The sequence below is a fragment of the Rhodococcus sp. GB-02 genome (genome assembly GCF_053470465.1).
In genome coordinates, this window is the sequence record NZ_JBPUKE010000002.1 from 457,529 (window position 1) to 484,232 (window position 26,704).

At 62.7% G+C, this 26,704-nt stretch carries 23 protein-coding genes, 1 tRNA gene and 1 pseudogene; 8 read left to right on the forward strand and 17 right to left on the reverse strand.

Going from position 1 to position 26,704, the window contains the following annotated elements; translation table 11 throughout:
• Nucleotides 1-9 precede the first annotated feature (9 nt).
• On the reverse strand, nt 10-1,389 hold the full coding sequence (locus ACSW29_RS15230; RefSeq protein WP_448277615.1) for an LLM class flavin-dependent oxidoreductase: 1,380 nt from the start codon (nt 1,387-1,389) through the stop codon (nt 10-12).
• 243 nt (nt 1,390-1,632) lie between these two features.
• On the opposite strand from ACSW29_RS15230, the gene ACSW29_RS15235 reads away from it, so the two are divergent.
• Both ACSW29_RS15235 and ACSW29_RS15240 read left to right on the forward strand, forming a co-directional pair.
• A tRNA-Arg gene (locus ACSW29_RS15235) sits at nt 1,633-1,708 on the forward strand.
• Between the two features lie 49 nt (nt 1,709-1,757).
• Nucleotides 1,758-2,720, forward strand: a complete 963-nt coding sequence (locus ACSW29_RS15240) for a formylglycine-generating enzyme family protein (RefSeq protein WP_317827374.1) — start codon at nt 1,758-1,760, stop codon at nt 2,718-2,720.
• A gap of 1 nt (nt 2,721) precedes the next feature.
• Here ACSW29_RS15240 and ACSW29_RS15245 read toward each other — a convergent pair whose 3' ends face one another.
• A complete protein-coding gene (locus ACSW29_RS15245; protein ID WP_448277616.1) occupies nt 2,722-3,639 on the reverse strand; it encodes a TauD/TfdA dioxygenase family protein in 918 nt (305 codons plus the stop codon).
• A 32-nt stretch (nt 3,640-3,671) separates the two neighbouring features.
• A complete protein-coding gene (locus ACSW29_RS15250) occupies nt 3,672-4,340 on the reverse strand; it encodes a TetR family transcriptional regulator (protein WP_448277617.1) in 669 nt (222 codons plus the stop codon).
• Between the two features lie 204 nt (nt 4,341-4,544).
• Here ACSW29_RS15250 and ACSW29_RS15255 point away from each other — a divergent pair, with 204 nt between their 5' ends.
• Complete coding sequence (locus ACSW29_RS15255; protein WP_448277618.1) at nt 4,545-6,881, forward strand: sulfatase-like hydrolase/transferase; 2,337 nt, start codon at nt 4,545-4,547, stop codon at nt 6,879-6,881.
• Between the two features lie 73 nt (nt 6,882-6,954).
• On the opposite strand, the gene ACSW29_RS15260 is transcribed toward ACSW29_RS15255, so the two are convergent.
• The 4 genes from ACSW29_RS15260 to ACSW29_RS15275 form a co-directional block, all read right to left on the reverse strand.
• A complete protein-coding gene (locus ACSW29_RS15260; RefSeq protein ID WP_448277619.1) occupies nt 6,955-8,457 on the reverse strand; it encodes a DUF4153 domain-containing protein in 1,503 nt (500 codons plus the stop codon).
• Nucleotides 8,458-8,566: 109 nt separating this feature from the next.
• Complete coding sequence (locus ACSW29_RS15265; RefSeq protein ID WP_448277620.1) at nt 8,567-9,562, reverse strand: HAMP domain-containing sensor histidine kinase; 996 nt, start codon at nt 9,560-9,562, stop codon at nt 8,567-8,569.
• The gene (locus tag ACSW29_RS15270) at nt 9,559-10,245 is read right to left on the reverse strand and encodes a response regulator transcription factor (RefSeq protein ID WP_003940586.1); all 687 of its coding nucleotides are present in this window, start codon (nt 10,243-10,245) and stop codon (nt 9,559-9,561) included. Before ACSW29_RS15270 ends, ACSW29_RS15265 begins: the two co-directional genes overlap by 4 nt.
• A 65-nt stretch (nt 10,246-10,310) precedes the next feature.
• Nucleotides 10,311-10,844: an NlpC/P60 family protein gene (locus ACSW29_RS15275; RefSeq protein WP_029255974.1), complete on the reverse strand. Its 534-nt coding sequence runs from the start codon at nt 10,842-10,844 to the stop codon at nt 10,311-10,313.
• Between the two features lie 250 nt (nt 10,845-11,094).
• Here ACSW29_RS15275 and ACSW29_RS15280 point away from each other — a divergent pair, with 250 nt between their 5' ends.
• A complete protein-coding gene (locus tag ACSW29_RS15280; RefSeq protein ID WP_448277621.1) occupies nt 11,095-12,189 on the forward strand; it encodes a serine hydrolase domain-containing protein in 1,095 nt (364 codons plus the stop codon).
• A gap of 5 nt (nt 12,190-12,194) precedes the next feature.
• On the opposite strand, the gene ACSW29_RS15285 is transcribed toward ACSW29_RS15280, so the two are convergent.
• The gene (locus tag ACSW29_RS15285) at nt 12,195-13,412 is read right to left on the reverse strand and encodes an erythromycin esterase family protein (RefSeq protein WP_448277622.1); all 1,218 of its coding nucleotides are present in this window, start codon (nt 13,410-13,412) and stop codon (nt 12,195-12,197) included.
• Nucleotides 13,413-13,525: 113 nt separating this feature from the next.
• Between ACSW29_RS15285 and ACSW29_RS15290 the strand changes: the two genes are divergently transcribed.
• Nucleotides 13,526-14,293, forward strand: coding sequence for a MerR family transcriptional regulator (locus tag ACSW29_RS15290; protein WP_448277623.1), 768 nt, complete (start codon nt 13,526-13,528; stop codon nt 14,291-14,293).
• On the opposite strand, the gene ACSW29_RS15295 is transcribed toward ACSW29_RS15290, so the two are convergent.
• Nucleotides 14,253-14,900, reverse strand: coding sequence for a TetR/AcrR family transcriptional regulator (locus ACSW29_RS15295; protein WP_448277624.1), 648 nt, complete (start codon nt 14,898-14,900; stop codon nt 14,253-14,255). The genes ACSW29_RS15290 and ACSW29_RS15295 overlap by 41 nt on opposite strands.
• Before the next feature lie 77 nt (nt 14,901-14,977).
• Between ACSW29_RS15295 and ACSW29_RS15300 the strand changes: the two genes are divergently transcribed.
• Nucleotides 14,978-16,519, forward strand: coding sequence for an MFS transporter (locus ACSW29_RS15300; protein ID WP_448277625.1), 1,542 nt, complete (start codon nt 14,978-14,980; stop codon nt 16,517-16,519).
• Here ACSW29_RS15300 and ACSW29_RS15305 read toward each other — a convergent pair.
• The gene (locus ACSW29_RS15305) at nt 16,419-18,701 is read right to left on the reverse strand and encodes an ATP-dependent DNA ligase (RefSeq protein ID WP_448277626.1); all 2,283 of its coding nucleotides are present in this window, start codon (nt 18,699-18,701) and stop codon (nt 16,419-16,421) included. The genes ACSW29_RS15300 and ACSW29_RS15305 overlap by 101 nt on opposite strands.
• A 131-nt stretch (nt 18,702-18,832) precedes the next feature.
• Between ACSW29_RS15305 and ACSW29_RS15310 the strand changes: the two genes are divergently transcribed.
• Nucleotides 18,833-19,105, forward strand: a complete 273-nt coding sequence (locus ACSW29_RS15310; protein ID WP_317827386.1) for a WhiB family transcriptional regulator — start codon at nt 18,833-18,835, stop codon at nt 19,103-19,105.
• Between the two features lie 60 nt (nt 19,106-19,165).
• Nucleotides 19,166-20,071: an ABC transporter substrate-binding protein gene (locus ACSW29_RS15315; protein ID WP_448277627.1), complete on the forward strand. Its 906-nt coding sequence runs from the start codon at nt 19,166-19,168 to the stop codon at nt 20,069-20,071.
• Nucleotides 20,072-20,209: 138 nt separating this feature from the next.
• Here ACSW29_RS15315 and ACSW29_RS15320 read toward each other — a convergent pair.
• The 7 genes and pseudogenes from ACSW29_RS15320 to ACSW29_RS15350 form a co-directional block, all read right to left on the reverse strand.
• Nucleotides 20,210-20,641 (reverse strand): annotated as a pseudogene (locus ACSW29_RS15320) (substrate-binding domain-containing protein); the annotation flags it as partial.
• Nucleotides 20,642-21,075: 434 nt separating this feature from the next.
• The gene (locus ACSW29_RS15325) at nt 21,076-21,507 is read right to left on the reverse strand and encodes a type II toxin-antitoxin system Rv0910 family toxin (RefSeq protein ID WP_003939735.1); all 432 of its coding nucleotides are present in this window, start codon (nt 21,505-21,507) and stop codon (nt 21,076-21,078) included.
• A gap of 74 nt (nt 21,508-21,581) precedes the next feature.
• Nucleotides 21,582-23,219 carry a solute symporter family protein gene (locus ACSW29_RS15330; protein ID WP_230814441.1) on the reverse strand — a complete coding sequence of 546 codons (1,638 nt, stop codon included), beginning with the start codon at nt 23,217-23,219 and terminating at the stop codon, nt 21,582-21,584.
• Entirely contained in the window at nt 23,216-23,578 is a 363-nt protein-coding gene (locus tag ACSW29_RS15335; protein ID WP_003939976.1) for a DUF485 domain-containing protein, read from the reverse strand. The genes ACSW29_RS15330 and ACSW29_RS15335 overlap by 4 nt, the downstream gene beginning before the upstream one ends.
• 162 nt (nt 23,579-23,740) lie before the next feature.
• A complete protein-coding gene (locus ACSW29_RS15340; RefSeq protein ID WP_230814443.1) occupies nt 23,741-25,492 on the reverse strand; it encodes a sodium/solute symporter in 1,752 nt (583 codons plus the stop codon).
• A gap of 10 nt (nt 25,493-25,502) precedes the next feature.
• On the reverse strand, nt 25,503-25,874 hold the full coding sequence (locus ACSW29_RS15345; protein WP_448277628.1) for a hypothetical protein: 372 nt from the start codon (nt 25,872-25,874) through the stop codon (nt 25,503-25,505).
• A complete protein-coding gene (locus ACSW29_RS15350; RefSeq protein ID WP_230814445.1) occupies nt 25,871-26,701 on the reverse strand; it encodes a LytR/AlgR family response regulator transcription factor in 831 nt (276 codons plus the stop codon). Before ACSW29_RS15350 ends, ACSW29_RS15345 begins: the two co-directional genes overlap by 4 nt.
• Nucleotides 26,702-26,704 lie beyond the last annotated feature (3 nt).

Here is a 26,704-nt window from a genome sequence, read left to right on the forward strand (position 1 = left end):
GGTCCTCGCTCAGCCGGTAGTGCGGATCCGGTCGAAGCTCCGGCCTCGGTGTTCGAGCGGCAGCCTGTCCCCTCGCCCGAACAATTTGTTGCGCAGCGTCCCTGCGTCGTAGTCGCTCTGGTAAGCGCCCCGTTTGGTCAGCTCCGGAATGACATGCTCCACAATGTCTTCGAAGGTCCCGGGCGTCACCGCGTACGCGAGATTGAAACCGTCGACGTCGGTCTCGGCAATCCACTCCTGCAACTCGTCGGCGACCTCCGCGCCGGAACCGACAACGATCGGGCCCAGTCCTCCGATGCCCGCCCACTCCGCGATGTCTCCTACCGTCCACTCGCCACCCTTCTCGTCGGCCTGACGAAACGATGCGACCGCGGATTGAATGGCGTTGCTCTCGACGTTCCCGATCGGCTCGTCCGCTCGGTATCCGGAGAGGTCGATTCCCATCCACCCCGAGGTGAAAACGAGCGCGCCTTCACTACTGGCGTAACTGCGGTAGTCCTCGAGCTTCGCCCGCGCCAACTCCGGGGTTCGGTCGGTGATGATCGTCAACAGTGTGTAGATGCGGGCCGAGTACGGATCGCGTCCGACCTTGGCCAGCTCGTTTCGGATGCGGGCAACGGTGTCTTTGAGAATCGCCTTTGTCGGTGCACCGACAAAGATCGCCTCGGCATTCTCGGCGGCGAACCGAACCCCGCGAGGCGACGCGCCGGCCTGGAAGATGACCGGCGTCCGCTGCGGAGAAGGTTCGGAGATGTGGATACCCGGAACCGTGAAGTGCTTGCCTTCATGCTCGATCGGATGAACTTTGGCGGGGTCCGTGTAGACCCCGGTGCTACTGTCACGCACCACCGCGTCGTCTTCCCACGACGTTTCCCACAACTTGTAGAGAACTTCGAGGTACTCGTCCGCGTAGTCGTAGCGATCGTCGTGCTGGAGTTGGTCGTCCTCGCCCATGTTCCGTGCGGCCGACGGGAGGTATCCAATGACCACGTTCCACCCGATTCGCCCGTTCGTCAGGTGATCGAGGGTGCTCAAGCGTCGAGCGAACGGGTAGGGATGCTCGAAAGCTGTACCTGCGGTGATACCGAAGCCCAAGTGCTCGGTCACGGCAGCCATCGCCGACGCCAGCAGTAGTGGGTCAGAGACCGGTACCTGCGCGCCCTGCCGCAACGCTGCGTCGTGGTTCCCGCCGTAGACGTCGTACGTTCCCAAGACATCGGCCAGGAAGAGTCCGTCGAATCGTCCACGCTCGAGAAGTTTCGCCAATTCCGTCCAGTACCTCAGATCCGTGTACCTGGACGACTGGTCCTCGGGGTGGCGCCAAAGACCTGGCGATTGGTGGGCGACGCAGTTCATGGCAAAGGCGTTGAAGCGGATTCTGCGGGTCATTCCCGCACCATGCCGCGCCTACTCCGCGGTGACCACCATTGCGATCAGTGCGATCGGTTCGGCCGGCAGCTTGCACGCGATAACACCGTCGACTTCGCCACCGCGTCGGCGGGCCGCTACACTGACTAGCGCAGCTGTGACGCCTGAGGCTTCGTGCCGACAGGCCTAGCGGAGGCAACAGCAGCATCGAGAAGCGAAAACCCCGGCAGCACAGGGTTTTCAGCGCTTGTCGGTGCGCTCCCCGCCCTCGTAGCTCAGGGGATAGAGCATTCCTCTCCTAAAGGAAGGGTCGCAGGTTCGAATCCTGCCGAGGGCACCAGGTGGGACTCTCCCCACATCGGTGCGACCAACGTGCCATTCTTGAATTCATGACGACGCCTCACTCCACGGCTACTCCCCCGAAGAACATGTCTTTGATCCCGGGTGGGACGTACTGGATGGGCTCCGAAGACTTCTATCCGGAAGAACGCCCAGTTCATCAGGTCACAGTCGACGAATTCTGGATGGACACGACGGCGGTGACGGTCGCCGAGTTCCGTCGCTTCGTGAAGGCAACCGGCCACGTCACCACTGCCGAAATCGCTCCGGATGCCGCCGACTATCCCGACGCCGACCCCGCCCTCCTCGTTCCGGGATCGTTGGTCTTCACTTCACCACCCGGTCCGGTCTCCCTCGACGACTACACCCAGTGGTGGTCGTTCACTCCCGGCGCCGACTGGCGCCATCCCGAGGGAGCCGACAGCAACATCGGGGGACGTGAACGGCACCCGGTCACCCACGTGTCGTATTTCGACGCCCAGGCCTACGCCGCGTGGGCCGGCAAGGAACTCCCGACGGAGGCCGAGTGGGAGTTCGCCGCCCGCGGCGGACTCGATCGCCAGGCCTACGTGTGGGGCGATCACGACGCTCCGGGCGGGCGGCCTGGTGGCAATGTGTGGCAGGGACAGTTCCCCTGGGAGAACCTGCTCGAGGACGGGTACGAGCGCACCGCGCCAGTCGGAAAGTTCCGGCCCAACGGCTACGGACTGCTCGACATGGCCGGAAACGTGTGGGAATGGACGGCCGATCACTACACGTCCGATCACGCCCACAGTTCGAAGAATGTCGCCCCTGCCTCTTCGTGCTGCATTCCGCACAATCCACGCGCGGAATTCGCCACGAAAGCCTTGGCGGGCGAACCTTACGCGCGACGGGTGATCAAGGGCGGCTCACATCTGTGTGCACCGAACTATTGCTTGCGCTACCGCCCTGCCGCGCGGCAGGGCGAATCCGAGGAGTCCTCGACCTGCCACGTCGGCTTCCGGTGCATCATCCGCATTCCGCAGAGGTAAATCAGAAGGGCACGTCTCCGAGGATTGCTACCCGCTCCATCACGCGGCGATGAGGAAAATAGTCGCTCGCAGCGTAGTGCTGGGTAGCCCGGTTGTCCCAGAAGGCAATGGAATTCGGCGCCCATTTGAAGCGGCACTGAAAGTCCGGGACCTTGACCTGTGCGAACAACAGGTTGAGCAGATCGTTACCTTCGGCAGGATCCATATCCGGAATGTGGGTGGTGAAGAGGCTGTTGACGAACAGCGTCTTACGCCCGGTTTCCGGATGCTTACGGACCATCGGATGCAGAACCGGTGGGTACTGCTCCTTCATCTGCTCCAACTTCTCCGGACTCATGCCGCGTCCGAAGGACGGCACAAAATCGTGGATGGCGTCCTTGCCGTCGATCAATTCCTTGATCTCGTCCGGGAGGCAGTCGAAAGCATTTCCCATATCCGCCCACAAGGTGTCGCCGCCGGCCGGCGGCACGTCGATCGCCCGAAGGACCGAACCGAGCGGCGGTGTCTTTGTCCAGGTGACGTCGACGTGCCAGATGTTCTCGGTGCCTGGACTGTCCTCTCCGCGTTCGAATCTGACGACGGCCGGGACCTCTCCCTGCGGGAGAAGTGGATGAATCTCGAGTTCACCCCAATGGGCGGCGAAGTCACGATGATTCAGACTCGAAATCGGCTGGTCGCGGAAGAAGACCACTTTCCATTCGAGTAGGGCCCGACGTAGATCCTCGATCTGATCCTCCGACGGATCGCGTAAGTCGATATCGCTGATCTCGGCACCGATGAACGGTGTGACGGGTGTCAGAGTGAACCGCTCGTACGGGTTCGATTCAACGCCTTCCGGATTTCGCCGCATTCCGCGTGGTCCGAATTCGATTGTGTGATTGCCGATTCGAACTGTGCGCGATGATGTAAGGGTAGCCATCAAATGACTCCGTCCTGTCGTGTCCTGAAGGGTCACACGTCAGTCGACGCGTGCACCCGCTTTGCTCGTGTGCGCTTGTGTGTGCTTTGGGGTGCAGTCAGGGCTCCCACCGCGAGATCAACCAGATGGTCCACCGTCGTATCGAAATCTGCCTGCAAAACCAGATTTTCGTCTTCGCGGCGCTGCTCGAAGATGGCCAGAGCGGAGACGCTCATGTTGAACGTCAGATCGATCCGTTCGACCGCGACTCGGCGAGGTAGATGCGGCAACGCCCGCGTCAACCTGACGACAACTTCGTTGATCCCCTCGCTGACCTCACGGAACTCAGCACTCTGCGTATCCACCGACGGTGAGATTCGGGCAATGAACCTCGCATAGTTGGAACCGTCAGCCGTCGCCAGAAAATCTGCCAGTGGGTACAGAAAGGCTTCGACCAATGCGCGGACCAAGTCGGTCCGCCCACTGGCGTCGATGTCGTCGAGATACGTCAGTCGCGCTGCGTTGATCTGATCCATCCGATGCCGGAATACGGCCAGCACCAGACCGTCTCGGCCACCGAAGTGATACTGAACCGCAGAGTTGTTGCGCTGTCCCGCCGCAGTCGCCACATCCCGCATGGATACTTCGTGAATACCGTGTTCGGCGAACATCCGCTCGGCGACGGCGATCATGGCGTTCTTGGCGTCCAGCGAGGCGGGCATGCACCGACCATATAAGTCGCTGTCTTAATTCTGCAAGACCCAACCCCTGTGAGTGGTTAAGGAGTGCAGGGACTCCTCAACCACTCACGGGGTGATTGTCCCAGTCAGCGAGACCTACGGCGTCAACTGAATCCGGACCGATACGCTCCAAATTAAGACGACTGCTTAATCGACCCGATTTTGCACACGCCAAGGAGCCTGCTGGTGAATCGCCATTCCATCCCGATCATTCCCGAGACGCCGAACGTCGCGGCCGCCGTGTACTACCCCGATCAGAATCCCCCGTACACCCGCCCGGAACCGCTTCGCCCACCCGCCGGTGCTCCGAACGTGCTGCTGATCATGATCGACGACGTCGGATTCGGGGCGCCCTCCGCGTTCGGTGGCCCGTGCCGCACACCCACCGCCGAACGTTTGGCCGAGACCGGCGTGAAGTACAGCCGATTCCACACCACCGCTCTGTGCTCACCGACGCGCGCTGCCACGTTGACCGGGCGCAATCACCACAGCGTCGGCATGGGAGTCATCTCCGAAATGGCGAACGCTGCACCGGGATACAACGGGACCCGGCCCGCTTCCGCAGCGACAGTTGCCCGCGTCCTGCAGGGAAACGGCTATGCGACGGGCGCTTTCGGCAAGATGCACCAGACCCCGACGTGGGAGACAACCGCGGCGGGGCCGTTCGATCGATGGCCGATCCGTGAGGGTTTCGACAAGTTCTACGGTTTTCTCGGTGCCGAGTCCGACCAGTTCACGCCAGTGCTCTACGAGGACTTCACGCTGGTGGACTTGCCGAAGACACCTCAGGAGGGATACCACCTGTCCGAGGATCTGGTCGACCACGCGATCGAATGGGTCGAGGGTGTCAACACGATGGACCCGGACAAGCCGTGGTTCTGCTATCTCCCCTTCGGTGCTTGCCATGCCCCACTTCAGGTCCCGGACAGCTACCTGGACAAGTACGCCGGCGAATTCGATCACGGATGGGATCGCCAACGCGAGATCACCCTCGAAAAGCAGAAGAAACTGGGCGTCGTCGCTCCTGATACCGAGTTGGCCCCGTGGGCTCCAGGGCTCCCGCACTGGGACGAACTCGACGACGACCAGAAGAAGGTTTCGGCACGTCTGATGGAGTTGTACGCGGCGTTCCTCGAGCACACCGACGACGAGGTCGGCAGGCTCGTCGACCGGTTGCAGGACATGGGTGTCCTCGACAACACCCTGGTGCTCTACATGATGGGTGACAACGGCGCCTCCGCCGAAGGCGGAATGGAGGGCTCGTTCAACTACCTCGCCGGCCTCAACGGTTACAAGAGTGCGACATCCGACGTACTGGCGCGCTACGACGAATTGGGGACCGAAACCAGCTACCCGCACTATCCGGCGTCGTGGGCTCTGGCCCTCGACACCCCGTACCAGTGGGCCAAGCAGGTTGCGTCCCACTACGGTGGTACCCGAAACGGTCTGATCGCCCACTGGCCCAGGGGGATCGACAAGCCAGGCATCAGGGAGCAGTGGCATCACTGTGTCGACATCACGCCGACAATCCTGGAAGCTGCCGGTATTCCGGCACCGACCAGCGTCGACGGGGTCACCCAGAAACCGATGGAGGGCGTGGCGATGAACTACACCTTCGCCGAGCCCGACGCCGAAGAGCGCCACACCACACAGTATTTCGAAATCTTCGGCAACCGCGGAATCTACGATCACGGCTGGACAGCAGTCACGGCGCACCGCGCCCCCTGGCTGATGGCCACTCACGGCCTCGAACTCACACCGATGAGCGAAGATCGTTGGGAGTTGTACGACACCTCGGTCGACTGGTCGCAGGCCCGCGATCTCGCGGACGAGCATCCCGAGATCCTGGCCCGGCTCAAGGAAAAATTCCTCGTCGAGGCCGCCAAGTATCAGGTACTGCCGTTGGACGACAGAACGGTCGGCCGCCACGCCACCGCGGAATCACGACCACCACATCCGATGATGGGCCGCAAGACCCTCACGCTGTACCCACACATGAACGGCCTGGTCGAGAAGGCTGCACCGACGTTCTTCAACCGCTCGTACACGCTGACCGCGAGTCTGGGGAGCGTTGCGGACGGCATGCTGGTCAGCCTCGGTGGTCGGTTCGGCGGATTCGCTTTGTACGTACTCGATTCCGTCCCGGTCTACTGCTACAACTTCAGCGGTGGAGGCCGAACCTACGTTCGCGGGCCGGGTCAGCTGAGTGCCGACGCCAGGGAGGTATCCGTTCACTTCGAGTACGACGGCGGCGGAATCGGCAAGGGCGGAACCGCCACCCTGAGTGTCGACGGCGAGGTTGTCTCCGAGGGCCGGATCGAGAAGACCACGCGGGCGATCTTCAGCACGAACGAACAACTGGACGTCGGCATCAACAGGGGAAGCCCGGTCGCGGAGGAGTTCGCCGAGCACGGCACCTTCCGTTACCGCGGCACGTTGCGCAGCGTGACCATCGACTTGCGCTCCACACGCGACGTCGTGTCCGCGGAAGAACGGGAGAAGATCTCACTCGCCGTGCATTGATCGACCCGGCGATGCTCGCGGATTGTGCAGCCGCGCGCGATATCTGCCGCGCGGCTGCACAATTACCCTGTGTCTATCCGACCGTGTACATCTGCAGGCATGGCCCCACCGGGCGAGTCTCCACGATGTCGCGGGCCTTCTCACGCGCCGCGTTGAACTCCCAGGGCGCACTCGTACCTGGCACTCCGAATCGATACCTACTCAACGCGCACGAGCGCTGGGGCTCCGGTAGGCGATCCAAGGCAGGCACCGCGTCGACGGAGAGCCCGTGTAGATAGGAGACATCGATGCTCTTACCGCCCTCGAACCGCTCCACGTTCTTCTGCGCGATGTACGCGTCGGGGTTGAACACCGCGAATGCCAGCAGAGCAAGGGCTGACGTGGCGAGAACGGCTGTGGGCAAACACTTCCCGGACATCCGGATACCTGCGACGAGCAACAACACGAACACGAATCCCAGAAGCAGCTCTGTCGCGAAAACGCTGACGCGCAGCACCGTGAAACCGTACTGATTCTCGTACAACCACATCCGGTGCACGGCTGATGCCACGATCACCAGGCTGAAGAGGCACAGTGCACCCAACAGACCGCGGGCCAGACGCCTCGATCCAGCGTCACGACGGTCGATGAACCGCACTGCGACGGCGATGACGAGCAGCGTCAGCACGGTTACCGCCATGAGCTGCCAGAAGCCCTCACGCGCGTAGTCCGCATAGGTCAGTCCGTCGGTCACCTGAACGTGCTCGTCTCCCCCGAACAGTGTCTTCGTCTGCACTGCAACAAAACCGAGGAACAGGACGTTGAGCACTCCGAGCGGGACCGCCCATTCCCACATCGGCAACGGCGTCGCCGGCGCAGGCGCAAATGCGTCCACCGTCGGCGTTCTGCGACGCAGATACACCGCAACCAGTGTGCCGAACGCCATCACGACACCGGCGAAGATTCGTGCCACCGGGTTCGACACCGAGATGGCAGGAGCGAAGCCGCCGAAGATCTTCGCGAACTCCGGATCCGCACTCACGAACAAAGATCCGAAGATCAGCAGGAGGACAACCGACACTGCGCTCACGACGACAACTCGCGCCGCCGGCACCCGCGGAGCAGAGCCGGTAGCGAGTTTTCGACGACGAACGAAGTTCACCGTCCGGTGGGGCGCCCGCCAGGGTGCCACCGTTCCCAGGAGTATCCCGGTCCACGTCCGCCCGCCGATCAGAGTCCACGTGAACAGAACCCACGCGGCTACGACGCAGATGAACACCAACCACTCCGCACCGCGAACGGCGGCAACACCCAGCAGTGCGAGCATCCCGATGGCGGCGACCCACTGCGGCACGGTCATCCGCGGGGGCGTCAGAATCCCGAAGACGATCACCACACCGGCACCCACGATCACGTACGCGATACTCGCGAACCCTGGGTCGAGGATCAGGGCCGCAAGCACCCCTACTGCGGCCGCGCCGAGGAGCATCGAGCGGGTAGCCATCGACGTGCGATCGGGACGCCAGAACCGGCTGGGACGCTTGGGTTTTACGGCCGGCATCGGCGGTTTCGGTGGAATTACTATCGGAGCGCTCATGTGATCTCCTATGTTTTCTTGTTCAGATTTCAGGGTCGGAAGTACAGACGAATGCCTGATGTAGGCATGCGCCATCGCGAGATCTCTCGATCTCGTCAGGGACTTCGATTCAGTTCTGCGGCAGCACTACTCGAATGCAGCAGCCCGACGGGGCGTCGACGACGGCGATCCTGCCGTCATGCAATTCGACGGCCCACTTCGCAATCGCGAGGCCGAGTCCGGTGCCCCCGTCGGTCGATCCGCCTCGTATGAAGCGGTCGAACACTCGCTCTCGTGCTTGTGGTTCGATGCCGGGGCCGTCGTCGTGGACGTCGAGCACCAACTCCCCAGTGCTGCCGGTACGTACTCGGATGGCAACTTTGGTGTCGACGTTCCCGTGCTGAACCGCGTTGTCCACCAGGTTGGTCACCACCTGATGGAGGCGATCCGGATCGGCGACCACAGACAATTGCGGAGGCTTCACGTCTATCTCGATGTCGCCCGCACTCACACTCGACAGCTCGCGTAGGAACGGCTGGACCTCGAAACGGCGGCGCTTCAACGGCATTGCGCCACCCTCGAGTTTTGAGAGGTCGAGAAGATCGGCCACCAACGCGCCCAGTCGTTCTGTCTGCCGCAGCGCCGATTTCATCATCGCCGGATCCGGTTCTTCGACACCGTCGACGACGTTTTCGAGCATCGCTTGCAAAGCGGTGATGGGTGTCCGTAATTCGTGGGAGACGTTGCCGATCAGTTCGCGGCGGTACCGGTCGTCGGCCCCGAGGTCCTCGGCCATCCGATTGAACGCATGGGCGAGCTCGCCTACCTCGTCGCGGGAAGTCGCTCGCACTCGCCGCGAATAGTCACCGCGCGCCATCGCCTTCGCTGCGGCCGTCATCTCGCGAAGCGGTGACGTCATTCCGTGTGCGAGCACTTGTGTAACTCCGAGGGCGACAACCAACGCGGTCAGCAGGGCGAAACGGAACGGTTGTTGCGAGGTCAACCAGAAACCACCCGCGGCGAACAACAGCGCTGCGACAACCAGGAGGCCGACCTTCACCTTGAAGGACCGCATCGGGTCCAGCGGCCGCGGCCATCGTGCAAAAAGCCGGTCGACGACGCTCATCGCGGCACGTCCCAGGCGTACCCGACGCCGTGAACGGTCCGGATCACGGAAGGTCCGAGCTTGCGTCGTAGCGCCTTGACGTGGCTGTCGACAGTCCGACTACCCGCTCCCTCGCCCCAGCCCCAGATCTCCTCGAGCAGCGACTCCCGCGGGATCGCGGCTCGCGGCCGTTCCGCCAGATAGGCGATGAGATCGAATTCGGTGCGGGTCAGGTGGACTTCTTGAGCATCACGGCGCACTCGACGCTCGGTCAGGTCGATCACGACGTCGCCGAACTCGAGGAGATCGGCCACCGGGCGAGCGGCATGCTCCGCACGATCAGCGCGCCGAAGCAATGCCTGAACACGGGCGACGAGGACACGCATGCTGAACGGCTTGCTCAGATAATCGTCGGCCCCGACACCGAGACCGATCAGCATGTCGGTTTCATCGGCGCGGGCGGTCAGCATCAGCACGGGCACCGGGCGCACCGCCTGGATGCGGCGGCAGACCTCGAGTCCGTCGAATCCCGGCATCATCACGTCGAGCACCACCAGGTCGGCGTCCATCTGCTCGCAGCGGGCCACCGCACTGGGACCGTCGAACGCCAGCTCGACGTCGTAGCCCTCAGCACGCAGCCTCGCCGCGATGGACTCGCAGATACTGACCTCGTCGTCGACCACGAGCACTCTTCGCTGACTCATGGAACCGACTGTATTCGGCCGTCGTGGATGAACCTGGGAGGACTTGTGAAGGTTCTGTGCAGGTTCTAGAACCTGCGGATGTTGTTGATCGGCAGATCCGCCAGGGGCGTCAGTCCGGTCGGAACACCAACTCCATAGGCGTTGAACACCATTCCGAACCCAGCGTAGATGCCGACATGGGTCGCACCGGGGTAGAAGGTGATGACGTCGCCGGGCGCGAGGGCCCACCGCGGAACCGGCTGTCCGACGTTGGCCTGCTGTTGGCTGGTCCGTGGCAGATTCACCCCGGCCTGCCGAAACGCCCATTGCACCAGCCCGGAGCAGTCCCACGAGTTCGGCCCGACGCCGCCCCACTGGTACGGCTTTCCGGTCTGAGTGCTCGCTGCTGCCAGCGCGATCAGGCCTGCCGGACTCGGGATGGGCAGGGCGGCTGATCCACTGCTGATGCTGCCCGCGCTTCCCAGGCTGCCGGAGCTCCCGCTACTGCCGCCACTGCCGAGGCTTCCCGGATCGGCCGAGGCAGGGGCAGCGGAGAGCAACAGGACACTTCCGGTCAGCAGCGCCGCGACCGTTCCCGTGCGTAGTGTCGACTTCTTCATGCATCCGTCCTTCGTGGGAGTCGTTTCGGCGCGCTGCAGCGCACCTCGATAGCCGTGAACTGGTAAGACACGTGAAAACAAACACTTCGTTCGGATGTTAACGGCGTGGACGTGGTGTTCGGACAGGAATGATTGATCCGATTTGTCGGTTTTCAACAAACAGGCCTTACGTCCCGGCCTGGCGGAAGATCAGGGAATGATGGGGGATTTCCTGGATCCGATCCAGCGAAGAGATCCATAGATTCGACTCATGCGCTCATACCTGCTAGTCGCCGCGGTCATCATCGGAGCCACCACGGCGCTGATCGGTTGCTCGACGCTACAGCGCGCAGTGGAGATTCAATCGGATCTCGACGGACTCACCAGGTCGGGTGTCGTCGGGTCGATCGCAACACTCGACGACGGCACCACGACGGCTGTGATGACGAGCGGCGTGCCCAACCGGACCAACGGCGATTCGATCGGCAAGAACGACCGCGTCCGGATCGGAAGTGTGACAAAAACATTCACCGCTTCGCTTGTTCTGCAGTTGGTCGCCGAGGGCACGATCGACCTCGACGCACCGATCGAGCGGTACCTTCCGGGGCAGCTACACGGGACCGGGATAGACGGCAGCGCAATCACCGTGCGGCAGCTGCTGCAACACCGCAGCGGCCTTCCCGAATTCGCCGGAGAACCCGGAGCGGACGAATGGATTGCCGCAAACGAGAACCGAACGCTGACGCCGTCCGCCGCGGTCGCCATCGCCCTCGGCAAACCGGCGCAATTCGTCCCCGGAACGTCGTTCGTCTACACCAACACCAACTACATCGTTCTCGGAATGCTCGTCGAATCCGTGACCGGCCGCAGCTACGCCGACGAACTTCAGTCTCGGATACTCGATCCGCTGGACCTGGAAGACACGTACCTCCCGCCGGCCGGTGAGCGCGACATCAGGGGCGACCACATGACGGGCTATCAGGATCTCGACGGTGGCCTGACCGATGTTTCCCGCACGGAACCGTCGGTTCCCTGGTCTGCCGGAGCGATGGTCTCGACGGGCGCAGACCTGAATGCCTTCTGGCGTGCACTACTCGACGGGCAGGTGGTGCCGGCCGAGCAGCTTGCCGAGATGACCACCCCTCAGGTCGCCGCCACCGAAGCAGAGGGACTCGGATACGGATTGGGCGTCGGCGCCACCGAACTTCCCTGCGGCGTCACCTATATCGGCCACAGCGGTGGGATCTACGGGTACTACACGCTGTCCGGTGCGACGCCCGATCGTGCGTTCACCGTGACACTGACGTCGACGCCGAAGGACCAGCCGGACACCGTCGCGATACTCTCGCACGCGCTCTGCCCCTGACGCTGTTACCAGTACTGATGACGCTGCCCGTCGGTATCGGCGACGAAAATGACCGCGTCGGCGCCCTCCAACTCCGAAGGTTTCAGCGGCAGATGCCCTGGCAGGATCGCTTCTCCCGCGGTGATCGACGGGCCGAGCGCGGCTCGCAGGGCCGGAGTCGAGAACAGGGCACGCCGACCGGTCGCATCGGCCAACGCTCCCTGCAGAGTGCCCGGATCACTGTCGGGATTGGCGTCGGTTGCCAAGAACACGTAACGCTCCCCGAGGACAAGTCCGACGAGCGAACCGGCGCTCCCCCAACTGACCACATCATCGCTGACCGGCATCTCGGACTGCACTCGCAGGAGATGAGCGTTGTGGGCAAACAGCAGACTCGGCCCGCGTCGCTGCTCCTGAGCAACGACGGCCAGCAGGTTCTCCGCCATCATCTCGGCACGCAGGCTGAGCAGAGTGCCGATGCGATCAGGAGCGGAACTCGCCATCGCGGCGTGGTATCGCAGAAGACCCACAGCGGTGCGTGCGTGTGCGAGGGCCAGGTCGTACCCGGTCGGGTCGGCGGACCGCAGCACAGGTGCGGCGCGCCGCAGGACGCTGCCGAGGTCGTCCGCAATGATGCGCAGGGCGCGAGCATGATCGGAGTTGCCGACGGACGCAGCCGGATCGAACATCGCCGCCGGGTTGGTCCAGTCGGTGTCCTGCCCGAGCAGAAGGTCGACGTCATCGAGAAAGTGCGGCCGCAACGCGGCGGGAAGGAAGTCACCTATCGCTGACAGTGCGCGGCGTGGGCTCGGAGCGCCGGAATACTCGACCGGAGCATCGAAGCCGTAGAAGCGAACTCGGTCAGCCGGAGCGCGGCCGTGGTTGTACTCGCGTAGCCATTCGACGAGTTCGCGGTTACCCGGTACCGCACCGAATCCGTGACTGAAGCCTGTGACGAGGACTGTCTCGATGTCCGCCTCTCCCCCGCTCACGTAGTCGTCGACAAGGAATGCCGCAAAGGCATCTGTTTCGAGCACGATCGACCGATACCCTCGTTCGACCAGCTGGCCGAGAAGTTCGTTGCGCAGCAACGGAAAAGCCTTGATCCCGTGAGTCGGCTCGCCGAGGGCGAGCAGAGTCGGCGCCTCGCTTCGCGCTGCGAGCAGGTCGTCGACAGCACGGCCAAGACTTGCCGAGTCTTCGAGTTGGCGGCCGATTTCAGTCAGTGTCGAGGCAGTAGACATGGATATCCCTTTCGAAGGTGGACTGCCTTCGACAGTATCGTTGAAGGTTCGAGTGAAACTTTTACTACAATTACCTGGGGCAGATCACTGAAAGCCTCAATCGGAGGTAATCAGTGCGGCCCATCGATCTTGCCCGTGAACACGGATTGTCCGCACAGGCGATCCGCAATTACGACGATGCGGGCATCCTTCCTCCGACCGAGCGCAGCAACACCGGCTACCGGCGATACACGCCTCTGCACGCGCAGGCCCTGCGTACTTTCCTTGCGTTGCGCAGCGGTCACGGACACCAACAAGCTACGGAAATCATGCGGGCGATCAATCAGGGCGACACCGAGTCCGCCTACCGCCTGATCGACAGTGCTCACGTGACGCTGCGCGCCGAGCGTGGCACTCGCACCGAGGTAGCCACTGCGCTGGGGACTCTGTCCACCACGGCACCGGCACTGGTGCACGGACCAGCGTTGACGGTGGGTGAACTCGCGCGCCGTCTCGGCGTTCATCCGGCGACACTGCGCACGTGGGAAGAGCACGGCATTCTGCGTCCAGAGCGCGAACGATCAACGGGTTATCGCGAATACGGTCCGGGGTGTGTGCGCGACGCCGAGATCGCGAGGCAACTGCGACGCGGCGGCTACCGACTGTTGCAGGTCGCCCAATTCGTCGATTCGCTGCGCGAGGCCGGCGGAGCGGACGCATTGGCAGCGTTCCTCGACTCCTGGCAAGACCGGCTGACCATACGCAGTCGCAACCTTCTCGCCGGTGCGGCTCAGCTCGATGCCTATCTCACGATGCTCGCGCAGACCGAGCAGGTTTGCCGATCGACAAATGGCCACGGCGTCAGTTCACAAGCCGCGCAAGGCTCCTCACCATCCCGCTGACGGTGTCAGTCGACGGCCACGGGAATTCCGGGAGATCGGCCCGCAACATCACCTGTCCGTGCAGCGAAGTCCAGATCGATACCGCATCGACAAAAGTGTCTGTGCTGGTCGACCTCCCAGCGGCGACGCACGCGTCGAGGTTGGTCACCAGCGTGTTGAAGGCGGCCAGTCCTCGCGTATCCGATTGTGGCGACTGACCTTTCGGCCTGGACCACCCGAACAAGACCCGGTACCGAGCGGGCTCGGAAATGCCGAACTCGACGTATGCCGAGCACCCGGCATACAGACCCTCGACCGGGTCGGGGTGTGCGGCAACGGCGTCGGCCACGGCGAGATGCAACTGCTCCAGCGATTCGGAGACCACCGCTTCGACAATGGCGTCGCGATCGGAAAAGTGTCCGTAGATAGATGGTGCGGATATCCCGACTTCGCGAGCGACCGATCGGAGCGTCACTGCCTGATCCGATCCGGTGCGGGCGATGAGCGTCGCCGCTGCGGCGACGATCTCTCCGCGGAGCCGTGCGCCGCTTCCTCTCGGATTTCGGGCGCGAGTACTCCGAGAACCACTCGTCCCAGTTTCATCGGCATCTTCGGAAACATCACTCACCCGACAAACTTTACACATGTAAGGCGAAGGGGTACGTTCTCATAACTAAACATTCGTAAGGTTACATTCGTAAGGACATGATGAATTCCCTCGAACCCACTGACCGGCGACGATGGGCAGCACTCGGCGCCCTCTGCACATCCCTCGTCGTAGTCACGATCGACAACACCATCCTCAACACCGCTATCCCGACCCTTGCCCGCGAACTGCAGGCGACCACCGTCGACCTGCAATGGATCACCAACGCATACACATTGGCGTTCGCCGCCTTGCTCATCACGGCAGGTGGACTCGGCGCGAGATTCGGTCACCGCCGGATACTTCTGACCGGCCTCACCTTGTTCGCCCTCGGGTCAGCCTTCGCTGCCTTCTCTCACACGTCGTTGCAGCTGATCGGCTGGAGAACAATGATGGGAGCAGCCGCCGCGCTGGTCATGCCGGCGACTCTGTCACTTGCCGTCTCGATGTTCGCCCCGCACGAGAGAGGCCGGGCGATAGGAATCTGGTCTGCAACCGCCGGACTGGGAATCACGATCGGCCCCGTAGTCGGTGGCGTACTTCTCGAACATTTCAGTTGGGGAAGCGTCTTCTGGATAAACGTCCCATTGGTCGCCGTTGTGATAGCCGCGACGGTTTCTCTTGTGCCCTCAGCAGGAGGAATGGTGAAGGGTTCCTTCGACATCCCCGGACTCCTGTTGTCCGCCGGCGGACTGGCTTTGATCGTGGATGCCCTCACCCAAGCAAGCCTTCGCAGATGGTCGTCGCCCATCACAGTGCTGGAGATCGTCAGCGCAACAGCACTTCTCGCCGGGTTCGTCTGGTGGGAGCTGCGGGTCCCGGCGCCGATGACAGACGTGCGCATCTTCACCAGCCGAGTGTTCAGCATCTCCAATGCCATCTTGGCCGCAACGTTCTTCGCCTTGTTCGGTGTTCTCTTCACGTACACGCAATACCTCCAATTCGTTCGCGGTTACGGTCCATTGGTTGCCGGCGTCGGTGCAGTTCCGTTTGCACTGGTGATGGCGGCTGTCGCCTCCAGCAGCCATCGTGTGGTGGGCCGATTCGGGGTGCGCAGTTCGATCGCGGGCGGCCTCGCGGTCATGTCCGTGGGACTGTTGGTCTTGTCGATCGCCGCGGGTAGGTACGCACCGTTCGGGGTCTTGGCTGCGATCATGGCACTGGTTGGCGCCGGGATGGGGTTGGTCATGGCTCCGGCAACAACTGCGTCGATGTCGTCGGTTACGCCCCAGCAGGCTTCGATGGCAAGTTCGATCAACAGTGTCGTACGGGAATTGGGTGGAGTTCTGGGCGTCGCCATCGTCGGGACAGTCGTAGCAACGGTTTTCCGGTCCCACTCCGAACCCGGAGTCGGCACTTCCACAGTCGATCTGGCGCAGATCCACGCCGACGCTCCCCCGGTGAGCATTGTGGCCGAAGCAGCGAATCAGGCTTACACTTCGGCGATGTGCATGGGAATCCAGATCTGTGCCGCAGCAGCGTTCCTCGGTGCGTTGGCCGTTATTGCCTTGTTTCCCGCACCACGTCGCCCGGCTTCTTGTCCTCCCGCAGACCCCGCCAACTCGGATGACGTAGACGCTCGGTCTTCGTCCAATCCATGAACCGCACCTCACCGACGAGTTCCGGTTTCACCCACACTGCTCCCTTTCGGTCGTCGGCGGGCAGTTCCTCCTCGAACGGACTTTCCTTCTGACGCAGCGGTTCCAGTGTCGCAAGTAAGGACTCCAAATCACGATCGCTGAAGCCGGTACCGACGCGCCCCACGTAGGTCAATCCGTCCTCACCCGGAATTCCCATGAGCAGCGCCCCGATCCCCTGCGCTCGATTGCCCTGCCCGGTGCGCCACCCACCGATCACCACCTCTTGGGTGCGCCAGTTCTTCACCTTGATCCAACTCGACCCACGCCGCCCCGGAAGGTACACCGATGCACGACGTTTGGCGACAATCCCTTCCCACCCGGCATCGGCACTCACCTCCAACGCGTTCTCCGCCGTACCCTCGATCTGTGGGGGTACCTCGAGTTCACCGACCTTGCCCGCCAACGCATTCAACACGGTACGGCGATCCGAATAGGACTTCCGCAGCAAAGACACTCCGTCGAGGTACAGAAGATCGAAGGCCAGAAAAACCGGATCCCCACCGCGCTGCAGCAGACCGAAATCGGTGACACCCGCCTCGTTGTACGCCACCACTTCGCCGTCGAGAACCACGTCATGACCGTCCAGGGTCTCGGCCAACCCGGAAAGGGCGGGATAGTCCCGAGTCTTGTCGTTACCCGCGCGACTGCGGAGTGACATTGCGCCCGAACGGTATTCGAGAATCACTCGAATACCGTCCCACTTTCCTTCGAAAGCCCACTCCTGCGGGTCGAGACCCTCGAGCGTTCCAGCGGTGGCAAGCATCGGCTCGAGATTCTTGGGAAACTCCGTTCCGAAACTCGCGTTCTGGTCCTTCATCAGATGCATCAACCACTGGTCACCCTTTGTCCGGATCATCGCGAACCGTCCCTGCACCCGCTCCCCGCTCAGACGCACGATCACCTCGTCTTCACGCCACTTCTCGGTCTCGTATGTTCCGGAATCCCAGATCGTCATCGAACCGCCGCCGTACTCCCCCTTCGGAATCGTGCCCGAGAACGTGGCGTATTCGAGCGGATGATCCTCGGTGTGCACGGCTAGCCGATTCTCTCCGGCACTGGTCGGCACACCCTTCGGGACTGCCCAGGATACGAGCACACCGTCCCTCTCTAGACGTACGTCATAATGCAATCGTCTGGCGTGATGTTCTTGAATCACAAAGGTATTGCCCGCTGTCTCCTTGGCCACCGCAGCCGGGATCGGCTCGGGCGTCCGATCAGGCGATCGTTTGTTGCGATAGTGCGTCAACGTGTCGGCAACAGCCGCCGAGACCGGCGGATCCAGATCGGCCAGCAGATCACCGTCTGATTCGACGCGCTCCAGCACCTCGTCGAACAGCAGGTGGCGCAGCTTCGGATCGTCGAGTTCGTCCCAACTACGCGGCGCGGCAACATAGGGTTGATCACGACCGCGCATCGAATAGGGCGCAATGGTGGTCTTGGCGGCGTTGTTCTGACTCCAGTCCACGAAGATCTTGCCGGCCCGGACATTTCGAGCCATCGTTGCGGTGACGAGATCCGGGTGAAGCTTCTCGAGTCCGGTGGCGATCTGCTTGGCGACAGTCGACGCACCACTGCCGTCCAAAGTTCGATCCAGCGGAACGTAGAGGTGGATTCCCTTGCTACCACTGGTTACCGGATAAGCAGTCCACCCCAGAGTTGCGACCAGATCTCGAATCGACCTCGCAACCTCGGCGCACTCGGTCAACCCCACGCCCTCACCCGGGTCGAGATCGAACACCAGACGTGTCGCCGGGCCACGCTCGGAACCGTCGAACCGCCATTGGGGAACATGCAATTCGAGTGCCGCCTGCTGCCCCAACCACGCCAGGGATGCAACGGAATCGAAGATCGGGTACGTGACAACACGATCCGAATGTTGCAGCGACGCTCGGGTAAGCCACCGCGGCGCAGACGACGCAAGGTTCTTTTCGAAGAAGGACTGGCCATCGACACCGTTCGGCCAACGCTTACGAGTACCCGGCCTACCGATGACGTGCGGAAGCATGACTGCGGCGATACGGGTGTAGTAGTCGATGACTTCGGCCTTCGAGGTCCCACTCTCGGGGTAGAGGATCTTGCCCAGATTGGTTACGGGCACGGTTGTGCCGTCGAGAGTGATCTGACCCCGATCCGTCGTTGCCATTTCCTCATTGTGCTGGAAACCGCTGTGCCTGGATAGCGCTGTGTCTGGCAGTAGAAATCTGGTGGATCGGAAACCTGCCGCAGCGCAGGGCCACGGGTGAGACTGGATTTTCGATGGGAGAGGAGACCACGATGACCGTTCGCAGTTCACCGGGGCCGTTAGTGGAAAACAACTGGCGGACGTTCGCCACCTGTAAGACGGTGGACCCGGCGGTGTTCTATTCGCCGGGTGAAGAACGCGGACGCAATCGGGCCGCACGGGAAAGTTCCGCGAAGCAGGTGTGCTTCCGCTGCCCAGTCATCCGGGACTGCCTGACTTTTGCACTCGAGACCGCTGAACCGCACGGAGTCTGGGGTGGGACGACGCCGTCTGAGCGCCTTGCGCTACGACGCTCAGCTGCGTGAACAGGTCCCGCACGAGACCCCCGTCACGTCCGTACCGGACAAACAGGCAAGATGGCGCCCATGACACGACGCGCCGTTGCCGTGACCGCGATCTTTGCTTCCTCGATCTTGTTGGGCTCGTGTTCGTCGCAGCCGGAGGCACCTGCGGCAGCGGACACCACGACCACGGTTCCCGAGGCCTTCACCAAACTGCCCTCGACCACCGCGGTGGACAAGTGCGGACCCCAGAGCGGGACCACCCTCGAAGACGGTGTCTTGACCATCGCCACCGATTCACCGGCGTACGCACCGTGGTTCGTCGACAACAATCCGTCGAACGGCAAGGGCTTCGAGGGCGCGGTGGCCCGCGCCGTCGTCGACAAGCTCGGATACACCACCGAGCAGGTTCGCTTCACAACGGTCGCCTTCAACGACGCGTTGAAACCGGGCCCCAAGGACTTCGACTTCGACGCCAATCAGTTCACGATTTCCGGGGAACGCCGCGAGAACGTCGACTTCAGCTCGCCGTACTACGCAGTGGCGCAGTCGGTGATCGCCTCACGCGGAAGCAAAGCCGCTGGTGCAAAGAATCTTGCGGATCTTGCCGGCTACCGCTTGGGCGCTCAGACGGGTTCCACCAGCCTCGCGGCGATCACCGACACGATTGTTCCGACCACTGCGCCACGCGAGTTCGCGACCACGGACGACGCGAAAGCAGCGCTGGCCGCGGGCGAGATCGAGGCGCTGGTCGTCGACATCCCGACGGGATTCCACATCACCGAGAACGAACTCCCCGTGTCCGTCATCGTGGGTCAGTTTCCGCGGCCCAACGCGGTCACCGAATTCTTCGGTTTGGTGCTCGAGAAGAACAGTCCACTGACCGCGTGTGTCTCCGCCGCCGTGGATGCGCTCTACGCCGACGGCACCCTCGAGAAGCTCGCGACCGAATGGATCACGGACAGCGCGGACGCACCCGTACTCGAGTAATTCAGCCGGCGCGCCCACTGATCGCGCCGACGAAGACCTTCGGGATGTCTGCCGGTATCGGAGCGAAATGACTGTTGCCGCCGGCGAGAGCCGAATCTGCTCGAGCACATCGGTATAGGCGTCATCGGTGACGCCGATGATGATCGGCACCGGGCGCGTCGGGTCCTGTTCGCGAGTCACGGTGTCGAGGAGTTCCCGCAGCGCGATACCTGTCGAATCGTCGTTGGCACCGTCGGTCAGCAGTATCACCGAATTGATCGAGGCCGGATCGGAGGACTGTTGCACCGACAGATACGCGGCGAGAACGCTGTCGTACAAACCTGTTCCGCCGCCGACGATCGAAGAGAGATTGTCGATCTGAGACAGTAGTTTGCTCCGATGGTCCGTCTCGTCTTCGGTTGCATCCATACGGGCGATGGGTTCGAGTTCGCGGTAGTCCGTCCCGTCACCGAGGTCCACGGAGAATGCCCAGGGGCCCAATTGTGCGTTGCCGGGAAACATTCGGATCGCGATGTCGCCGGCCTGCGCAGTCGCGGCCATACAAGTGATCCCGGCCTGCATGTAGTCCATGGACCCCGAGACGTCGACAACTGCCAAGGCGCGCGATGGTCTGACAGAATCTCGTACCGCGCGAGGGCCTTGGTGACCACAGCCGGATCGGACGGCACCAGCGACAAAACCTTCCCCACTCCACCGGCGACCAGTGGGGCCTGATCCGCGCCGCGGAACCCGAGGCCGGCGAGCACGGAGCGTCCGATGTCAGAGCCGCCGCCAGCGGTTTGCCGGCTTCGTCTGTCCTCGACGAGTCTGCACCCACACTTGCCATCGGGCAGTCCATGAAGACCGAACCGACGGCCGGCGCGGACGCGGCGAGTCCACTACGTCGAGCGAATCCTTTCCAGCGGGAACCGCACCGGTAACCAACCGATGCCTGGTTTATTTCGCCGAAAAGAATCCTAACTCATATTAGCGGCGAAGTAGCTCTACGTTTGTATCTCGACAAACTAGGTGTAGATCTGGACAAACTGGGCCAGTGACTTCTCCACATCGCCTTTGAGCGCCCGCGCCACACTCGAACCGATCGGGCCGAACAACGGCGCGCCGCCCAACTCGACTGTCAGCGCGAGTTCCGACCCGTCGCCCTTTGCCTTCACGTCGAGTTCGAGACCGAGCTTGACCCCGCCCTTGCCGTCTCCCTTGAGCGAGATCGCCTTCGGAACGTCGTATTTCTTGATGGTCCACCGAACGCGGTTGCGCAGGCCCTTCACCGTCACGACCGAGCTGATCTCGGTACCGACACCCAATTGCTCGGGAAGTTCACTGCGCCATCCGTCGTGAACCACGAGCCAGTTTTCGTATCCACTGAGATCGGACGCCTTGTCCCACACTTCCTGAGGAGGAAGCGGAACATCGATTTTCACTGTGAGCTTTGCCATGGCAGAACAATAAGCCCCGTGCACCTTTTCCGTAACCAGAGGTACCAGAAAGACGCACGGGGGCTTTGCCCCTCTTAGTGGCTGACAGCCTTTTCGACGCCGACGCCGGTGAGGGAGCGAACTTCCATCTCTGCCTGCTTTGCCGGGTCTTCGATCTTGTTGCGTCCGATGTACGTACCGACGATGCCGAGGACGAATGCCAGCGGGATCGAGACGATACCGGGGTTCGAGAGTGGGAACCACGCGAAGTCGGAGTTCGGGAACATCGACGACGCCTTGCCCGACACTGCCGGGGAGAAGACGATCAGCGTCAAGCAGCTGATCAAACCGCCGTAGATGCTGAAGAGTGCACCGGTGGTGTTGAACTTCTTCCAGAACAGCGAGTACAGCAAGGTGGGCAGGTTCGCCGAGGCAGCCACCGCGAAGGCGAGAGCCACCAGGAAGGCGATGTTCTGCCCCATCGCCATGATGCCGAGAACGATGGAGACAAGTCCGATGACCACGACGGTGATTCGAGAAACTCGAACCTGCTGTTCCTCGGTTGCGTTGCCGCGCTTGATGACACTGGCGTAGATGTCGTGAGCGAACGACGCCGACGCAGTGATCGCGAGGCCGGCGACGACGGCGAGGATGGTCGCGAAGGCCACCGCGGAAATGATGCCGAGGAAGATGGTGCCGCCGAGTTCGAAGGCGAGCAGCGGAGCTGCCGCGTTCTCCTTACCGGGTGCCGCCAAGATCTTGTCCGGTCCGACCATACTGGCCGCGCCGTAGCCGAGGACCAGCGTGAACAGGTAGAAGGCGCCGATCAGCGCGATCGCCCAGGTCACCGAGCGGCGAGCTTCCTTGGCAGTGGGTACCGTGTAGAAGCGCATCAGCACGTGCGGCAGGCCGGCGGTGCCGAGCACCAAAGCGATTCCGAGAGAGATGAAGTCGAGCTTCGTCATTCCGGACAGCCCGTACTTCGCACCGGGCCCGAGGATGTCGCGTCCCTGCACACCCTTGGTGGTGGAACTGTTGACCATGTCCTGCGCATTGGCGAGCAACTGAGAGAAGTTGCCGCGCACTGCCCACAGTACGAGCACGAACATGATGCCGGCTCCGGCGACCAGCAGAACCGCCTTGACCATCTGTACGTAGGTGGTGCCCTTCATGCCGCCGACCAAGACATACACGATCATCAGCACACCGACGATCGCGACGACGATCGACTGTCCCACTTTGCCGTCGATGTTGAGCAGCAGCGCAACAAGTCCACCGGCGCCGGCCATCTGAGCAAGGAGGTAGAAGAGGGAAACTGCCAGAGTGGACAGGGCTGCCGCCATGCGCACCGGACGCTGCTTGAGCCTGAAGCTCAGGACGTCGGCCATCGTGAATCTTCCGGTGTTCCTGAGCAATTCGGCCACCAGAAGCAGCGCAACCAACCAGGCGACAAGGAATCCGATGGAGTACAAGAAGCCGTCGTAGCCGTACACCGCGATCGCCCCTGCGATACCGAGGAACGACGCCGCCGACAGGTAGTCGCCGGCGATGGCGAAGCCGTTCTGCGGGCCGGTGAACTGTCCACCGCCGGTGTAGAAGTCGGATGCCTTCTTGGTGGTCCGACTGGCGCGGATGACCAGCGTCATGGTCACGACGACAAACGCGAGGAATATCGCGATGTTGAAGGCGGGGTTTCCTACGTCCGTTTCGGACGCGGCGAGTGTGGTGATCACTGTGCGGGACCTTCCAGTTCTTCGCGGATGGCGGCGGAGCGGGGATCGAGCTCACGGCCGGCGAACTTCACGTACCACGCGGTGATGGCGAAGGTGGTGACGAACTGCCCGAGGCCGAGGATGATGCCGAGATTGATGTTTCCGAGGACCTTGGTGGCCATGAAGTCGTGGGCGTAGGTAGCCAGGACGACGTACACCGCATACCAGAGCAGGAAGAATGCAGTGATGGGGAAAACGAACTTGCGCAGACGCGTTCGGAGTTCCTGGAATTCGGGACTCGCTTGCATGTCTATGAATGCCTGGGCATCCGGGGTGCGTCGCTCTTGCGGCGACCCCTCACTGATTTCTGCTGTGGACACTGCCGGCTCCTCGCCTCGCGTGTGAAGTGAACTACACACAGACGTTAGTGAGATCGGAGTCACATGAAAGCGCTGTGGTGGCAGTCACACGCTGAGTAGTCGCGCGCTGCGCCGAACGGTCCGGCAGGCGCGACCAACGGCATGAGCCCTGGGCGATGAAAGTCAGGGTTGGCGGAGATCGTCTTCGCGATCGGAGCCCATTCCGAGCCGTTCGGGGGCGTGCATCCGCGTGAAGATTCGCGCAATATCTGCCGGTACTTGCTTTGCCGACGCCTTGCTCACGACGATCATCGTGAGGAACGCCAGCGGCACGCTCACCGCGGCCGGGAACGCAAAAATGGCTGCCGGCCAGCCACCGAGGACGTTCTCCGACAAACCGCCCAGAACTGCGACGGTAGCGGCGGTTCCCGCGACGAACCCGCCGACCACCATCCCCGCCCCCGCACCGACGGCGGTGAGGCCGCGCCACCAAATGCCCAACACGAGCAGAGGGCAGAGCGTCGACGCCGCGACCGCGAACACCAACCCGACGGTTCTCGAGAGGTCGACCGACACCACCGCAAGTGACAGCACGAGCGGAACGACACCGGCCAGGAGTGCGGCAATGCGGAAATCCCGAACACGCCCGCGGAGGACATCGGTACTGACGACCCCTGCGATGCTGACGAGCAATCCGGACGACGTCGACAGGAAGGCCGCAATGGCACCGGACGCCACGAGGGCTGCCAGCAGTTGACCGCCCCACCCCGAGAACACCGACCCCGGAAGCAGCAGCACCGCGGCATCCGAGGTACCCGTGATCAGAAGTTGCGGAACATACAGGCGAGCGAAGACACCCAAGAGTGTCGGAAACAGGTAGAACACGCTGACCAGACCGACAACTGCGAGCGACGTCAGACGAGCGGCCCGACCGTCGGGATTGGTGTAGAAGCGGACGAGAACGTGAGGCAGGCCGAGCGTTCCGAGGAATGTGGCGAGCATCAGCGAGTACACCTGATACATCGGGTGCGGCCCACCGAAACCCCAACCTGGGGTGATCCAGTCCGAGTTCTGCGCAGGTGCTCCGGCGACGACGGGGACCGCGGCTCCCGCGTCGAGGACCATGGACATGCCTTCACCGAGGGTGTGCTCCCCCGGCCCCAGGGTGACGGTACCTTCGACCGCTCGCCCGTCGACCGTGCCACCGCTGACCGTCACCGGCTCGGACACCTGGACCACGACGTCGGTGGTGATGTCCACCGTCGTTGCAGTAGTGACCGTCGGCGGCATCGAAGCGCCGACGTCGTGGTGATCTCCGAAGAAGTAGAAGGTCAGTGCCACAGCGGGAATCGCGACGGCGGTCAGTTTGAGCCAGTACTGGAAGGCCTGAACGAAGGTGATCGAGCGCATCCCGCCGCCCACGACGTTGGCGATGACGATGACCCCGACCGCAACACCGCCGATCCAACTGGGAACACCGAGCAGGATGTTGAGCGTCAGGCCCGCGCCTTGGAACTGTGGAATCAGATACAGGATGCACACCATCGCGACCACGAGCATCGCGAGCTTGCGCAATCGCGGTGAGCCGAGACGGAATTCGGCAAAATCGGGGACGGTGTACGCTCCCGAACGCCGAAGCGGCGCTGCGACGAACAGAAGCAGTGCGAGGTATCCGGCGGTGAATCCGATGGGATACCAGAGGGCGTCTGCACCGTATTTTGCGACCAGCCCGGCGACGCCGAGAAACGAAGCAGCAGAGAGGTACTCGCCGGAGATGGCCGTCGCATTCCACCGCGCGCTGACGGTTCTGGACGCCACGAGAAAGTCCGAGGTGGTGCGAGCGAGCCGAACTCCGTAAATGCCGATCGCCACCGTCGCCACAGCCGCTGCCACGATGCCGAGCACCGTCAATACCGGGATAGGTTGTCCTCCCACAGCGCCGCGCTCAGTCGTCCACGATGTCGGTGAAGTCCTGCTCGTTTCGTTCCGCCCGACGCACGAACACCCAGCCGGTGATCAGCAGCAAGGGATACACGGCGCCGCCCATCACGAGCCACGGCAAGCGGATGCCCAGCACTGCGACCTCCGACAGCGTCGGGAAGAGATGGGTCAGAAGCGGCACCGCACACAGGAGTCCGGCTGCGACGACGGCAAGGCGGATCGCCAACCCCAACTGCGCGCGAACGAGACCCCGAATCATGGCGTCACCGACTTCGGTCTGTTCTTGCACCTCCACCCGTGTCCGCACGATCCGAGCGCCACTGCGTTGCGCCAACACCACACGCTGACGTTGAGGAGGATCGGACTGCGACGTCATCGCGACAACCAACTCTGCTTGGGCGCACGAACCAGACGATCCTTGAGTTCACGGGTGTGTCTGCGGCTGACCGGAAGCTCGACGGGAGGCTTGTCGCCGTGCGGGCGCAGACACACCACCAATCCACTGCCCACCGTGCGGATACCGGTGACCAGCGCCAGAGACACCAAATAGGAGCGGTGAACGCGCAGGAAGCCGGCGTCCGCCCAGCGTGATTCGAGCGTCGAGATCGGGATGCGTACCAGGTGCGACTTCCCTGCAGTGTGCAAACGCGCGTAGTCCCCGTCGGCTTCCACCCACTCCACCGAGGACCGCTGAACGAGCGTCGTGACACCGCCCAGTTCCACCGGGATCACCTCGTCGGTGGACGCAGCTTCGGGCTTGCTCTCGCTCTTGGTGCGCCCGGCCAACCCCACGATCCGTTGAACAGCCTGAGCGAGACGCTCCTCCCGGAGCGGTTTGAGTAGGTAGTCGACGGCACCGAGATCGAATGCCGCAACCGCTCGATCGTCGTGCGCTGTCACGAACACGACGGGCGGCGGCGTGGCGAAGTTGGAGAGAATGCCGGCCAGTTCGAGACCGTCGAGTCCGGGCATGTTGATGTCGAGAAACACCGCGTCGATGCTTCCACCGCGCAGGATCCTCAACGCGGTCGTCGCATCCGATGCAGTGTGAACGTGCGCGACCGAGCCCTCTGCACGCAGCAAGAACGCCAGCTCGTCGAGGGCTGGTTTCTCGTCGTCGACGGCGAGGACGGTCAGCTGGGCATCAGTGTCAGTCTCGTTCACAACAGGTCCATGTTCCCACGACGGTTTCAGCCTGATCATCGA

What these genes read in the sequence shown, in the direction of transcription:
- ACSW29_RS15230 (WP_448277615.1), bottom strand. Translation starts at nt 1,389, where the DNA reads ATGACCCGCAGAATCCGCTTCAACGCCTTTGCCATGAACTGCGTCGCC.
- ACSW29_RS15240 (WP_317827374.1), top strand. Translation starts at nt 1,758, where the DNA reads ATGACGACGCCTCACTCCACGGCTACTCCCCCGAAGAACATGTCTTTG.
- ACSW29_RS15245 (WP_448277616.1), bottom strand. Translation starts at nt 3,639, where the DNA reads ATGGCTACCCTTACATCATCGCGCACAGTTCGAATCGGCAATCACACA.
- ACSW29_RS15250 (WP_448277617.1), bottom strand. Translation starts at nt 4,340, where the DNA reads ATGCCCGCCTCGCTGGACGCCAAGAACGCCATGATCGCCGTCGCCGAG.
- ACSW29_RS15260 (WP_448277619.1), bottom strand. Translation starts at nt 8,457, where the DNA reads ATGAGCGCTCCGATAGTAATTCCACCGAAACCGCCGATGCCGGCCGTA.
- ACSW29_RS15265 (WP_448277620.1), bottom strand. Translation starts at nt 9,562, where the DNA reads ATGAGCGTCGTCGACCGGCTTTTTGCACGATGGCCGCGGCCGCTGGAC.
- ACSW29_RS15270 (WP_003940586.1), bottom strand. Translation starts at nt 10,245, where the DNA reads ATGAGTCAGCGAAGAGTGCTCGTGGTCGACGACGAGGTCAGTATCTGC.
- ACSW29_RS15275 (WP_029255974.1), bottom strand. Translation starts at nt 10,844, where the DNA reads ATGAAGAAGTCGACACTACGCACGGGAACGGTCGCGGCGCTGCTGACC.
- ACSW29_RS15280 (WP_448277621.1), top strand. Translation starts at nt 11,095, where the DNA reads ATGCGCTCATACCTGCTAGTCGCCGCGGTCATCATCGGAGCCACCACG.
- ACSW29_RS15285 (WP_448277622.1), bottom strand. Translation starts at nt 13,412, where the DNA reads ATGTCTACTGCCTCGACACTGACTGAAATCGGCCGCCAACTCGAAGAC.
- ACSW29_RS15300 (WP_448277625.1), top strand. Translation starts at nt 14,978, where the DNA reads ATGATGAATTCCCTCGAACCCACTGACCGGCGACGATGGGCAGCACTC.
- ACSW29_RS15305 (WP_448277626.1), bottom strand. Translation starts at nt 18,701, where the DNA reads ATGGCAACGACGGATCGGGGTCAGATCACTCTCGACGGCACAACCGTG.
- ACSW29_RS15310 (WP_317827386.1), top strand. Translation starts at nt 18,833, where the DNA reads ATGACCGTTCGCAGTTCACCGGGGCCGTTAGTGGAAAACAACTGGCGG.
- ACSW29_RS15315 (WP_448277627.1), top strand. Translation starts at nt 19,166, where the DNA reads ATGACACGACGCGCCGTTGCCGTGACCGCGATCTTTGCTTCCTCGATC.
- ACSW29_RS15325 (WP_003939735.1), bottom strand. Translation starts at nt 21,507, where the DNA reads ATGGCAAAGCTCACAGTGAAAATCGATGTTCCGCTTCCTCCTCAGGAA.
- ACSW29_RS15345 (WP_448277628.1), bottom strand. Translation starts at nt 25,874, where the DNA reads ATGACGTCGCAGTCCGATCCTCCTCAACGTCAGCGTGTGGTGTTGGCG.
- ACSW29_RS15350 (WP_230814445.1), bottom strand. Translation starts at nt 26,701, where the DNA reads ATGATCAGGCTGAAACCGTCGTGGGAACATGGACCTGTTGTGAACGAG.